We start from the raw sequence: 13,460 nt of genomic DNA on the forward strand, positions 1-13,460 counted from the left end.
GTGACGGAACAGAAGATGAGCCCGCAGGCTATCGAGGTGCGTGGCGCGCGCGTCCACAACCTCAAGGACATCGATATCGATATTCCGCTGGGAAAGCTCGTGGGTATTGCCGGCGTGTCGGGCTCGGGCAAGAGTTCGCTGGCGCTGGGGGTTCTTTATGCCGAGGGCTCGCGTCGCTACCTGGAGGCGCTAAGCACCTATACCCGCCGTCGTCTAACGCAGGCCGAACATGCCCAGGTGGACGAGGTGCTGCACGTGCCGGCGGCGCTCGCATTGCATCAGCGCCCCAGCGTGCCGGGCGTGCGTTCTACCTTTGGCACCATGACCGAGCTCAACAATAGCCTGCGTCTGCTCTTTAGCCGTTGCGCCCATCACGTATGCCCGCATTGCGGGGCGCGTTTGGAGCCGAGCCTTAACGTGGCCGCAGGCCTGTCGCTCACGTGTCCGACGTGCGGCCGCGAGTTCTACGCGCCGAGTGCCGAGGATTTGGCTTTCAATAGCGGTGGTGCGTGCCCTATCTGCGGCGGCACCGGTGTCATGCGCGAGGTGGACGAGGCGAGCCTGGTGCCCGACGAGTCAAAGACCATCAACGAGGGCGCAGTGCTTCCCTGGGGTACGCTTATGTGGGATCTGATGAAGCAGGTGGCCGGCGAGATGGGCGTGCGTACCGACGTGCCGTTTAACCAGCTCACGCCTCAAGAGCGCGACATCGTGTTCCACGGCCCGGCGGTTAAGAAGCACATTCTTTACGTTCCCAAAAACGGCGAGGGTGCCACGCCGCTCGACTTCACCTATTACAACGCCGTCTATACCGTCGAGAATGCGCTCGCCAAGGTCAAGGACGATAAGGGCTTAAAACGCGTTGCGCGCTTTTTGCGCGAGGGCCCATGCCGTGATTGCGACGGTACGCGTCTCTCCGAGGCTGCGCGCCAGCCCCAGGTGCGCGGTATCAATCTGTCACAGGCGGCGGCCATGACGCTTGGTGATGCGATTGAGTGGGTGCGCGGGGTGCCCGCATCCTTGCCGCCCGAGATGCGGCCCATGGCAGCGGATATCTGCGATTCGTTTTTGGGCACGGCTCGTCGTCTGGTCGACCTGGGTCTCGATTACCTTTCGCTCGATCGCGCCGGTGCCACGCTCTCCACGGGTGAGCGTCAGCGCGTGCAGCTCGCCCGCGTGGTGCGCAACCGATCGACGGGTGTGCTTTATGTACTGGACGAGCCCTCAATTGGCCTGCATCCTGCCAATGTCGACGGATTGGTGGGTGTGATGCGCGACCTAGTGGGCGACGGCAACACCGTGGTTGTTGTCGACCACGATACGCGCGTGTTGGCGGAGGCTGATTATCTGGTTGAGATGGGCCCCGTTGCCGGAGCAGGCGGCGGCAATGTGATCGCCGCTGGTACGGTTGACGAGGTCGAACAATCGCAGGGCAGCCGCATCGCACCGTTTTTGCGCGCAGACCCCAAGCGTTTGCGCCCGCAGGTGACTGACGAGGAAATGTTTGATCAGGGCCACATCCGCATGGCAACTAATGCCATCCATACCGTCAAGCCGCTCGAAGTCGATATTCCGCGCGGCCGTCTTGTCGCGGTGACGGGCGTTTCGGGTTCGGGCAAGACGACGTTGGTGCTCGAGACGCTCATTCCGGCGCTTAGAGCCCAGGCAGCTGGCGAGCGCCTGCCAAGCCATGTGCGCTGGGTCGACGCCGAGGGTATCGCACGCGCCAACCTGATTGACGCCACGCCTATCGGCGCCAACGTGCGCTCGACGGTGGCGACCTATGCCGACATCCATGATGAGCTGCGCCGCGCCTTCGCCCGTACGCCCGAGGCCAAGGCAGCCGGCTACAAGGCGGGTGCCTTTAGCTACAACACTGGCGCCTTGCGCTGCCCTACGTGCGATGGCACGGGCTCGATATCGCTCGACGTGCAGTTTCTGCCCGACGTCGAGATCGTCTGCCCGGCATGTCGTGGTTCGCGTTATGCAGACGCGGCTTCGCATATCCATCGCGAGGGCAAGGACGGGAGTCTGCTTACGTTGCCGCAGCTCATGGACATGAGCGTGGACGAGGCCATCGACGCCACACTGGGGCTCAAGAAAGTTCAGACGCGCTTGCAGACCTTGCACGACCTGGGATTGGGTTATCTCACGCTTGGTGAGCCCACGCCGGCGCTTTCGGGCGGCGAGGCGCAGCGCCTTAAGCTTGCGAGCGAGATGGGCCGCGTGCAGGACGATGCCGTATTCGTATTTGACGAGCCCACGATCGGACTACATCCGCTCGATGTTCAGGTGCTGTTGAACGTGTTTGACGGCCTTGTTGCCAAGGGCGCCACGGTTGTCGTGATCGAGCACGACCTCGATCTTATCCGTAACGCCGATTACGTGATCGACATGGGCCCGGGCGGTGGCGACGCGGGCGGGCAAATCGTCTGCGCCGGCACGCCGGGCGACATCGCGGCCTGCTCCAAGAGCATTACCGGCCGCTATCTATAGGCGATGCGACAAAGGGGCACCCCTTTGTCGCATTGACTTCTATTTCACGCATTGAGCTGCGAGATAGTCGCGGAAGAATGGCAATTCAAATGCGACGAGCCCTCGTCCTCGCTCCCCGATGATGCCGGCGTCTATCATGCGGCGTCGGTAGCGGGAGACCTGCTGCGGCGAACGCTTAAGGCGCTCGACAAGGTCAGCGGTGGTGGACTCTTCCTCGTCATCGAGCATGGCGATGAGGAATCGCTTGTCCTCTGCCGTGAGTTCCCGATAGGTTGCCGCGAGGATTCGGTCGTCCATCTCGTCGCGCGCGATTTTGATTCCCAGGTCAAAGTCGCGTGACGAGATTTCCTTCGAATCGCTTGTGAGGTCCCAGGCACGGTAGCCTACGAGTTGCAATAGGAAGGGAAAGCCAGAGATCGAGCGAACGGCTCGATCGATTCCCTCAGCATCTGCCAGGCGATCGTTTTCCTGGATTGTGCGAATCAAGGCCTCGCGCACGTCATAGTCGGCAATGCGGCCCAGATGATATTGTTGGGCGCGGCGAAGGAACGAGACCGTCTTGTGGTTCAGTAGCGTCGATACGTTGTTGGGAAGTCCCGCCATGAGCAGGGCGACGCGTTTCCCATCGGTCACAAAGTGCTGATACGTCGCTGCGAGCTGAATCATCTCGTTGAGTGTCGGGTCCACCTCGTCAACCGTGACGAGCAGACCGGTGCCCGCCTCGTTGAGCTGGTCGATGATGTCGCTCATGCGATAACGCCAGGTTGAGGCATCGTGAACGCGATTGACCTCGATGCTGCCGAGCGGTGCAATTCCGAGACCGGTGACTTCGAAGTGGCTGGACGAGTCGATGAGATGGGCTGCGGCGCGTTTCGCCCCGAACTCGATTTCCTCAAGCATTCCCGGGAGCGCGGTCGTCTTTACGGCTATCCAGCCGTGGGATTCCGCCCTTGTCGCGAGCGACGACATGAGAGCGGTTTTACCGGTTCCACGCGCGCCTGAGAAGATCGAGGTCAATTCTGGGCGCCTGCGCTGGCTCAAGAAGGCGCGGTCCAAATCCCGAATAATCTGTTGTCTGCCAGCGAGATGGGCAGGAACCTCGCCAAAACTGGGGGTAAATGGGTTCTCGAGATATTTCACAAGGCTCTCCTTTCACACCGTCGTTTAATTTCATTTTACTTTAGTTAATTCTGATTAAAAGTGACGGCTCGTTATCTAGAGCATTAATTAGGTGTGTGCCGTCGGCGTGGCGCTTGAATGTGACAAAGGGACAGCCCCTTTGTCACATTCCCGGAAAGCCTGTTTGGCGCAGCGCCTCGTAGAGGACGATGGCGGCGCTGTTGGAGAGGTTGAGTGCGCTGATACGATAGTCGTCCGGATTGACGAAGTTGCCGCAGATATCCTGCTGAAGGATGGCCTCGTGGCTGTCCTCGGTATGCCCGAGCGATTCCTCGTGAGCTTCCCAAGCTTCGGCGTTATCGAGTGAGTCGCAATCGCGCAGCATGGGGATGCGCTCGCAGCGCTCGGGCGCCGCGGCAAGCAGTGGCTCGGGAATGCCCGAGCTCTCGCTGCCAAAGACCAAATAGTCACCGTCGCGGTAGGTGCTTTGCGCATAGGTGCGGCGTGCCTTTTTGGTCAGCAGATGCAGGCGGCCATCGGCGGGGGAGAGGCCGTTGCGCGCAAGGAAATCCTCCCAGTCGGCATAGGTCGTCACGTCCAAGTTTTGCCAGTAGCCCAGGCCGGCGCGACGTACCGTCTTGTCGTCGAGCGAAAAGCCCAGTGGCTCCACCAGATGCAGACGGGCGCCGGCGACCACGCAGGTACGGCCGATATTGCCCGTATTGGCCGGAATCTCGGGCGCATACAGCACGATATTGAACATGAATCTCCTTGGCTCAGAACGAAAAACCACCACGAAGGGGACAGGCACCTTCGTGGTGGTTTGGCGGTTACGTAGGCGGAAAAATACCCGCTTGGATAAACCTAGGCGCGGTGCCAGTCGGTCAGGCAGGCATCGAGGGAGGCGATGAGCGCATCCTTGTCCATGTGACGGCCGATGATGCACAGGCTCGTCATGCGGTCGCCCGTCTCGTCGTCCCAAATCTGCATGATTTCGGGGTTCTCGTCGATGATCTTCTGCTTCTCGCCCTCGGGCGCCGAGTCGACAAACAGGCCGTTCTCCATCAGGCGCATCTGGTGGCCGGCCTGCTCAAACATGTAGCACATGTCCGGATCGCCAGTCTGCCACAGCGGACCTTTGACGCGGATGACCTCGTCGGGCCACTCCTGCTCAACAAAATCGGTGAACTTCTGCAGGTCAAACGGCTTGCGGCGCGAGTACACAAAGGTCTCGATGTCGTACTCGAGCACCTCGGGGTCGTCGTGCTCTTCGGGATGCTCCATGGCCTCGATCCAGGCGGCGGAGTTGTAGGCGCGCATAAAGTCGAAGCGGTCGGTATCGAGCAGCTCCTCCATGGGGACCTCGCCGTTTTGGGCCTCGACGATCACGGCGTCTTTCTGCAGGCTGCGCACGATGGCCTTGAGCTCGGCGATCTGCTCAGGGCTCACGGTATCGGTCTTGTTGAGGATCAGCGTGGAGCAAAACTCGATCTGCTGGATGAGCAGGCTCTCGATGTCGTCCTCGTCGATATCCTCAGCCAGCAGGTCGCGGCCGCCGTTGAACTCGTCGTACATGCGGGCGCAGTCGACCACGGCCACGATGTTGTCGAGCGCGAGCTTGGGCTCGCCGCCCACCTTGGCCTCGTCGCAGAAGCTCGAGATGGTGTAGGCGATGGGGATAGGCTCGCAAATGCCCGAAGCCTCGATGATGATGTAGTCGAACTTGCCCGAATCGGCGATGCCCTGCAGCTGGTTAGCAAGGTCGTCCGAAAGCGTGCAGCAGATGCAGCCGTTGGTGAGCGGGATGAGGTCGTCGGTCTCGGAAAGGCCGCCGTCGGCGATGAGGCTGGCGTCGACGTTGATCTCGCCGATATCGTTGACGATCACGGCGGCGCGGATGCCGCCGTCGTTAGCGAGGATGTGGTTGAGCAGCGTGGTCTTGCCGGCACCGAGGTATCCGGTAAGCATGATGATCTTCACGGGTTTGTTGGGCATGTGCCCTCCTTTGTTAGACATGGCTTACAGTTGAATCTTATGCCAAACGCCTGCTCTTATACCCACGCGCCGGCAAATAACACAAGCTACTCCCAGGCTCCCCATACATCGGGGCAATAACCGACGGTGGCCTTTTTGCCGTTGCGCACGATGGGCTCGGCTAGAACCTGCTGGTTCTCGAGCAGCTTGTCGAAGCGCTGACTGGGGGTAAGGTGCTGGATGAGCGCGAGCGTCTCCTCGTCCTTGGTTTTGGGATTGAGCAGCTTGTCGATGCCGCCGACCGCCTGCATCACGCTCGTGAGCTCGCCCTTGCTCATCTCCTTTTCCTTAAGGTCAATAAACTGCACCTTAATGCGGCGCTCCTTAAAAAAGCGCTGCGCCTTCTTGGTATCGAAGGACTTTTTGGTGCCAAAAATCTGCACGTTCATGTATTTGTTCCGCCGTTCTACCTGATGAAGTTGGTCGTTGCTCGATCTGCCTCGGGTGCGTTGATGCCGGCGGCCTGTCCTGCCTCGATACAGCGAAGGAGCCAGGCCATGTTTTTGCCGATGTTGCGCATGGTGGCAAGGCCCTCGGCGTCCCCATTGGCGTCGCCGGGCACGCGACCAAACACGTTGTTCCAGTACGTGGAGGCAACCACGGGCATCTGGTTGATGGTGAAGTACTTGTTGAGTACGTCGAAGGTCGTCGACGTGCCGCCGCGACGGGCGACGGCGATGGCAGCGCCCGGCTTGTGCGCAAAGGCCTTGCTGCCGGCATAGAAGGCGCGATCGAGGGCCGAAAGGATGCGGCCGCTGGGGTGCGCATAGTAGACAGGTGAGCCAAAAACAAAGCCATCTGCCTGCTCGGCGGCAGCGATGAGCTCGTTCACTACATCATCGTCAAAGGTGCAGCGACCGCCAAGCTTGCCGCACTGGCCGCAACCGATGCAATCGCGAATGGGCTTGGCGCCCAGCTGAAACACCTCGGTATCAATGCCTTCGGCATTGAGCTGCTCGGCGACCTCGGCGAGTGCGCGGGCGGTGTTGCCGTTTGCCTTGGGGCTGCCATTGACCAAAAGAACCTTCATCACAAACTCCCTCTGCTTTTGGTGACTTCTGCAGAGGATTATCGCACGATGGGGGAGGCGGCGCGGGCGCGGTGCTAATCCAGTTTGGTACCTGGCACCTGCACGGCTTTCCCGAGCAACGCTTTGAGCTCGTTCAAAATGGAAACGGGCTGTCGGTCAACGCTGTTCAGATGGAGCGTGGCCACGCGAATGGGCGGCTGATATTCAAGCGAGCCGATGAGCACGGGAGAACCCAGGAATCGTTCGATTTCGTTTGCGAGCTCGTCGATTGCCTCGGGGCCGAGCTCATCGAAAAGCGCCACGAACATTGGTCCCGTCGAGCGGAACAGGCGACCCTTGCCGCGCGAACAATCCATGAGGCAGGCGGCGCTTTCGGCGAGCACGCGGTCGCCTGCATCGAATCCAAAGCGGGCATTGACTTCGGCGATATCGTCGACCTTAATGGCAATAAAGCCTGCCTTGCGCGGCACGCGACGCATTTCGCCAATGGCGTTGACCAGGGCGTGAATATCGCCCAGGCCGGTCACGGAATCGGTCGTATCTGCCAAGCTTCGGTTGATGATAATGCCCACATACATGTTGGGCTCGGTATCGGTTCCATCCAAGCGGTAGCCCGTGCAGTCGCAAAGCACGTATTTTCCAGTGGCATCCATTACGCGATACTGCATGTAGTGGAAGTGCCACGTGCCGTTTATCACCATGTCGAGCTCGGCGCGTACGTTGTCGCGGTCCTCGGGATGAACGCGGGCAAGCCACATATCGACCGAGTTAAAAGGGTGCTGGGAGGGCAGGTCAAAATCGCGCACGGCGTTGACCGACCATTGCGATTCTCCCGTATCGAGGTTAAGGATGAACGGATAGCGCGTCTCGGAGCTCATGGAGATCGCTTGGAACACTCGGTCGTTGCAGGGAAGCTGATCGACGATTGGGCGTTGCGGCGCATCATTGTCTTTCGGTTGCTGCACACGATGCATAAGCTTATAGCGATACATCTTGCAATCGGCATCCATCGTCATCTGGCGACGCGTGTCGCCGGCAAGTGGATCGACGCGCGAGCAGCCAAAGCTAAAACTGCCGATCATGGGCGCCTTGCCGCCTGAGCTCGCCTCGATCAGCCCGGCACGTACCTGCTCCAAGCGCTGCTCGAGTTCAGCCTCGTTTGCGGAGGGCGAGATGAGCACAAACTCGTCTCCACCGATACGGAACAGCATCTCATCGTGCTCCATGGTTTCGGAGAGCGTGCGGCAGATGCTCAGAATATAGCGATTGCCTTCGGCGTGGCCAAACCTATCATTGCAATGCTTGAGATGGTCGATGTCAATATAGGCGCAGGTGAAGGGGTCGCCTTTGCGCCAGAGTTGCTCGACGTGACGGTCGAGTCCGCTGCGGTTGCCCAAGTTGGTGAGCGGATCGATATAGGCGTTGCGCTCAAGCAGCTGGCGCTCTTGTTGCAGGATAGCATGCGTCTTTTGCAGTTGCTCACCAACGGCGCGTAGCTCAGCAGGCAGCGCGGCAACATCGAGTTCGGCGGTCGAGATGCCATTCGCAAGTCGCTGAAGATAGGCAATAATCAATTGCTCACCCAGGCGATATGACTCGTTCATGATGGATAACCTCCTTGGGCGGAACAATGGTTTGTATCATATCCCCAATTCGGTTTGAATTGGGGATATAAGTTAGCTAATGGAGGCAAATTCCCCCTTCGGCGGTGGCGTTTTGCGCGCGAACGTATCAGTTGTTATTGCCACCATCGAGCAATGCCTCAAAATCCTTCGCCGGCATGGGGCGGTAGTAGAGGAAGCCCTGAGCGTAGCGGGCGCCCATTTGTCGTAGCATGTTCGCCTGCTCATTTGTCTCGACGCCTTCGACCTCGACGGGTAGATGGAGCGACTGCGCCATTTCGAGCATCGATGACACGATCTGCGTACTGCGGCCTTGATCGCGGTCGGTGGGTACAAAGGCGCGGTCGAGCTTGATGACGTCGACGTTGACGTTCTTGAGCATCGCGAGCGTGGACTGACCGGTGCCAAAATCGTCCATATAGGTCGAGAAGCCGCGGGTGTGCAGGTCGGCCGTCAGTTTGTCCACGGCCTCGGACTCTTCCGTATAAGCCGTCTCAGTGATCTCGATACGCATGAGCTCGGGCGGTAGGTTGTATTGGGCGGCAAGCGCCCCCATATGTTCGGCAACGTCGCAGGCAAGGATATCCACACGCGACACATTAAGCGAAACCGGAACCACACGAAGTCCTCGATCGATGCGCTTGCGCAGCCACGAGGCGACACTCTGCCAAATGTACTTGTCGAGCGTCACCACAAAGCCACTTTCTTCGAGTGCGGGGATAAACGTTGCGGGCGAAATGAGAGAGCCGTCCTTGTCAATCCAGCGGGTGAGTGCTTCGGCGCCAATAATCTTACCGGTTTCCATATCGACCTGGGGCTGCAAGTGGTAGGTAATACGACCATCTGAGAGCGCGTACTGGAATTCGGTCAGCGTGCGGTGGAACGCGACTTCGCGCTCGTACTCCGCGGGGCAGAAAATGGCAATGCGCTCCTTAAAGTCGTTTTTTGCGCGTCGATTGGTAAACATGGCCTTCGCCTGCGCATCGATGGTGATCTCCCCATTGGAGTCGATGGGGTAAACGCCCATGGACGGCCAAAAACCTACGCCGTCGTTGTGCTTGGCTACAGCCTCGCGCACGCGCGCATAGACTCGGTGAACGAAATCGTGCTCAAAGGGTATGAGCAGACAAAAGTCGTCTTGTCCCCAGTATCCCGCGACACCCATGTCGGCGTTCTCGATATCCTTGAGCACCGTGCCCACATCGGCAAGCATACGGTCGCCTTCGGCCTGTCCATACCATTCGTTAAATAGGCGCATGTGGCCCATGTCGACGGTGGCGATACACCAAGCGCCGTCGCGCCTTGCCTCGAGAAATGCGTTGGCGCGTCGCATAAACTCGCTGGGTCGATAGGGGCCCGTGAGCGGGTCGATACGTTCGGCGATGGCGCTTTTGCGCTCCGCCTCGGGTATGGGGAGGCTGTCGTTGGGAACAAGCCCGCCGGCCGTGCGAAGGCGACGCTCGAGTTCGCCTAAAACGGCGGTCGCTTGATGGGTTAAGTGCTCGTAGAAGGCTGGGACGACAAGACAGACGGGAGTAATGGTGTCGCCCGCGATTTGAACAGGAGCGAAAACGGCCTCTTTAAGGTGGCGGGTCAGTTGCTCGAATGCCCCGTGGTCCAAATCGTTGCTGAGCACGACGAACTGGACACTTCGTGAACGGAAGACGCGACTCCTACCGCGGGTGATCGACAGCATGCGGCCTGCGTATTCGGCGAGCATGTTGTCGACAGCCTCGGCCCCGTAGAGCTCGTTGAGCTTTGTCGTGCCACGAACGCGCACCGCTATAAGGCCCGTCTCGCAACGGTCGCAACGGCAGGCGTCGATGGCGTTGGCCAGCATGCGCTGCGTTCCGAGGCCTGTGGCGGCATCGACGGTTTCGGCAAGTGAGTGGTTGACGAGCTCGCCGACATAGAGCGAGGGGACATTTCCGTCGCCGTCGATACGAAACCCGCGAGCACGGCAAAGGACGTAGTCGCCGACGGCATTGCGCACACGATACTGCATGACGCGACGGTGCTTGGTGCCGTTATAGACTTGGTCGATGTCGTTGATGTAGGCCTCAAGGTCATCGGGATGGACGCGCGTTTTCCAGTAATCGCGGCAGTTGTCTATGTGCTCCGAGGGAAGGCCAAGATCGCGCAAGGCGCCTTGTGACCAAAGGGTGCGATGTTTGTCCAAGTTCTCGATAAAGAAATAGCGGCCCTCGTTGAGCATCGAAAAGGCGTCGAAAATACGATCGCTTATTTCGAAGTCGTCGGCGTGGACTTGCGTGATATTGCGTCGATCAAGGTGCATGGCATGACGTAGCTTGTAGTCGTACATGCGATGGTCGGCATCGAGCGTCATGCGATTGGGGGCTTCGCCCAGGGCGGGGTCGGCATGCGACACTCCATAGCTAAACGAGTGAGGCATCTCGGAATCGTTGTTTTTGAGCAGGACCGTTCGGCAGTGCTCAAGACGCTCGGCGAGGTCGTCCTCGGTCGCAACCGTAGATAGGATGGCAAACTCGTCGCCGCCTATGCGAAACGCCGCCTCGTCCACCTTCATATACAGCTTGAGATAGAGGCTTACCTGCAAGATATAGCGGTTGCCCTCGTCATGTCCAAAGATGTCGTTGCAGTGCTTAAGGTTATCGATGTCGATAAACGCCATGGTCACGGGCAGTTCCTGCTCCCAGATTTCCTCTAAGGAACGGGCAAAGCCGCCGCGGTTGCCAAGTCCGGTAAGCTGGTCGGTAAAGGCAGTCCTAATCAGATCATCCTGACGCTCGAGAAGGTCGCGAACGGTCTTTTCGAGCGTTTCGGTGTAATTGCTGACAGTATCCATGTCGTAAGCGGCTTTCTGAGGTCGGGCGAATTGCGTCGGGCGAGCTCGTTGTGCACACGCGTTGTTGTTCGGCGCTTTGCGTGTATCCAGGCCCCCGCCTCGCTGCGTTGTTGGGCTAATTTACCGGCTAATGTTCGCTGTTGATAACTACTGCGTAGTATAAACAACAGCACACAATTATATATGGGTGCACATGCTGTGGGCGGCCATTATTCGACAAACGGCAGCGCGACGATGCGATGTCCGATAAAAATGCGACTGAGACGATATATGTTGACGGGTATACTTGTCCCGGTTTTAAACGCAGGAACGGAGATGGTCGCATGGCACAGCCGGATACGACGCGCACGGTGGGACTCGCGCTCGAGGGAGGCGGCTACCGCGGTATGTATACGGCGGGCGTGCTCGACGTTTGGATGGAGCACGGTTTGACCTGCGACCATATGGTGGGTGTCTCGGCGGGCGCGGCGTTTGGCTACAACTTTAAATCGCGCCAGATCGGCCGCGCCATTCGCTACAACAAGGCCTATTGTGCCGACAAGCGCTATGCAGGCGTGGCCAGCTGGCTGCGAACCGGCGATATGTTCAATGCCGACTTTGCCTATCACGAGGTGCCCATCGAGCGCGATCCCATCGACCTGGAGACATATCGCACCTGCCCCATGCGGTTTACGTGCGTGTGTACCGATATCGAGACGGGCAAGGCCGTCTACCACGATCTGCCGTATGGCGACGAGAGGGATATCGAGTGGATCCGGGCGTCGTCGGCAATTCCCGTGGCGACGCGTCCTGTCGCCATTGAGGGCCGTAAGTACCTGGATGGCGGCGTGGCTGATTCTATTCCCAGTGCATGGCTGTTTGCGCAGGGGTATGACCGCAATATCGTGGTACTCACGCAGCCGGCGCGCTTTGTGAAGCAGCCCAACAGCGTGATGCCCATGCTACGTCGCGTGTTCCGTCACTATCCGGAGTTTGTCGCAGCGCTTGAGCATCGGCATGAGGTTTACAATGCCACGCTCGATGACCTGGCACGTCGCGAGGCTGCCGGCGAAATTTTTGTGGTGCGTCCGAGTGAATCGGTGAAGGTGCCGTCGCTGTGCCGCGAGCCCGATGAACTCGAACGCATCTACCAGATCGGTCGCCGCGATGCGGAGGCGACCTTGCCCACGCTGGAAGCGTATCTGGCGGGGTAAGGGTCGCATGCGGAAAGCGCGCCCCGGAATGGAGGTCCAAGCTGGGATGCGCTTTCCGTTGCTGAAGAATATGAGGCTGCGAATCGGCTGCTCGGCTTATGCCTATGCCCGCTGCCAGGTATCGACGAGCTCCTTGGCTGCGGCGTAGGGGTCGTCGGCACTGCAGACGGCGCTCACCACAAAGAAGCCATCGACGCCGGTGGCCTTGAGCTGCGGCAGGTCGGCCGTCTTGACGCCGCCGCCCACCACGATGGGCACGGGGCTTGCCGCGTGGAGTGCGGCCAGATCCTCAAAGCTTTTGGTGATGATGGAGCCATCGGCTGCGCGTCCGCAATCGCGTTTGGTCTCGGTCTCGTGGAGCGGGCCGATGCCCAGGTAGTCGACCAGGCTCATGTCGGCGGTCTTGACGTACTCGAGCATCTCCTCGCAGCGTGCCGAAAGGCCCACGATGGCATCGGGGCCCAGAAGCTTGCGGCAGACCTCGACGGGAATATCACTCTGGCCCACGTGCACGCCGTCGACAGCAATACCCTGCTCGCGCGCGGCGAGTACGCAGTCCAGGCGGTCGTCGATTAACAGGGCGACCTGACCGGTCTTGCCAGCCTGTGCGATTGCCTGCGCGGCGTCGCCGGTCAGTGCGATGATCTCGCGGGCGCTTGCCACCTTGGAGCGCACCTGGATGCAGGTAAAGCCTGCGTCGAGCGCCTGGGCCACCACATCGCCCACGGGACGTCCCAGCGTGTTTTCGGGGCCGAGTACTAGATAGGCCGAGATATCAAGGTTGTCGCGGATGCTCATCGTGCTTCCTCCTGCTTTTTGATCTGTGCTTCCATGCGCTCGAGTTTGCCGGTCATGGTGTCGGTAAATCCGGGTCGAATATCGGCTTTGAGCACGACTTCGGTGCGGATGCCCTTGCTCGCCAACACAAAGGTTGCGTCGCGCACGACCTGCATGACCTCGTCCCAGTCGCCCTCGATCTCGGTGAACATCGAGGTGGTGTGGTTGGGAAGGCCACTCTCGCGAATGACGCGCACGACCTCGGCGACCTCGGCGGACAGTTCATCGCCGGTGCCGCACGGGGCGATGGCCACGGCGACGAGTGTGTTCATGCCGGCATTGGTTGCGGGCTCGGACATGGC

Annotated in this window: 11 protein-coding genes; 2 read left to right on the forward strand and 9 right to left on the reverse strand. The window is 59.7% G+C overall.

The annotated features are described in order from the left end of the window. Nucleotides 1–15 precede the first annotated feature (15 nt). Nucleotides 16–2,496 carry an excinuclease ABC subunit UvrA gene (locus ACKUTP_RS08540; protein WP_409064231.1) on the forward strand — a complete coding sequence of 827 codons (2,481 nt, stop codon included), beginning with the start codon at nt 16–18 and terminating at the stop codon, nt 2,494–2,496. Between the two features lie 39 nt (nt 2,497–2,535). Here the strand turns inward: ACKUTP_RS08540 and ACKUTP_RS08545 are convergent, their stop codons facing one another. From ACKUTP_RS08545 to ACKUTP_RS08575, 7 genes are all read right to left on the reverse strand, one after another. Next, on the reverse strand, nt 2,536–3,636 hold the full coding sequence (locus ACKUTP_RS08545) for an ATP-binding protein (protein WP_409064096.1): 1,101 nt from the start codon (nt 3,634–3,636) through the stop codon (nt 2,536–2,538). Nucleotides 3,637–3,778: 142 nt separating this feature from the next. Then, nucleotides 3,779–4,378 (reverse strand): tRNA (cytidine(34)-2'-O)-methyltransferase, encoded by a 600-nt coding sequence (locus ACKUTP_RS08550; protein ID WP_409064097.1) that lies wholly within the window; start codon nt 4,376–4,378, stop codon nt 3,779–3,781. A 101-nt stretch (nt 4,379–4,479) separates the two neighbouring features. Further along, on the reverse strand, nt 4,480–5,610 hold the full coding sequence (locus ACKUTP_RS08555) for a GTP-binding protein (RefSeq protein ID WP_409064098.1): 1,131 nt from the start codon (nt 5,608–5,610) through the stop codon (nt 4,480–4,482). An 86-nt stretch (nt 5,611–5,696) separates the two neighbouring features. After that, complete coding sequence (locus ACKUTP_RS08560) at nt 5,697–6,038, reverse strand: arsenate reductase family protein (protein ID WP_409064099.1); 342 nt, start codon at nt 6,036–6,038, stop codon at nt 5,697–5,699. A gap of 17 nt (nt 6,039–6,055) precedes the next feature. Further along, complete coding sequence (locus tag ACKUTP_RS08565; protein WP_409064100.1) at nt 6,056–6,679, reverse strand: flavodoxin family protein; 624 nt, start codon at nt 6,677–6,679, stop codon at nt 6,056–6,058. A 74-nt stretch (nt 6,680–6,753) separates the two neighbouring features. After that, complete coding sequence (locus ACKUTP_RS08570) at nt 6,754–8,283, reverse strand: diguanylate cyclase domain-containing protein (protein WP_409064101.1); 1,530 nt, start codon at nt 8,281–8,283, stop codon at nt 6,754–6,756. Nucleotides 8,284–8,410: 127 nt separating this feature from the next. Beyond that, nucleotides 8,411–11,128 (reverse strand): EAL domain-containing protein, encoded by a 2,718-nt coding sequence (locus ACKUTP_RS08575; protein ID WP_409064102.1) that lies wholly within the window; start codon nt 11,126–11,128, stop codon nt 8,411–8,413. Nucleotides 11,129–11,451: 323 nt separating this feature from the next. Between ACKUTP_RS08575 and ACKUTP_RS08580 the strand changes: the two genes are divergently transcribed. After that, nucleotides 11,452–12,321, forward strand: coding sequence for a patatin family protein (locus ACKUTP_RS08580; protein WP_409064103.1), 870 nt, complete (start codon nt 11,452–11,454; stop codon nt 12,319–12,321). Nucleotides 12,322–12,423: 102 nt separating this feature from the next. Here ACKUTP_RS08580 and ACKUTP_RS08585 read toward each other — a convergent pair whose 3' ends face one another. After that, a complete protein-coding gene (locus ACKUTP_RS08585; RefSeq protein WP_409064104.1) occupies nt 12,424–13,119 on the reverse strand; it encodes a thiamine phosphate synthase in 696 nt (231 codons plus the stop codon). Continuing rightward, complete coding sequence (locus tag ACKUTP_RS08590; protein ID WP_409064105.1) at nt 13,116–13,457, reverse strand: MTH1187 family thiamine-binding protein; 342 nt, start codon at nt 13,455–13,457, stop codon at nt 13,116–13,118. Before ACKUTP_RS08590 ends, ACKUTP_RS08585 begins: the two co-directional genes overlap by 4 nt. Between the last annotated feature and the right edge of the window lie 3 nt (nt 13,458–13,460).

It is taken from the genome of Collinsella sp. wc0529 (genome assembly GCF_046116875.1).
GTDB lineage: Bacteria > Actinomycetota > Coriobacteriia > Coriobacteriales > Coriobacteriaceae > Collinsella.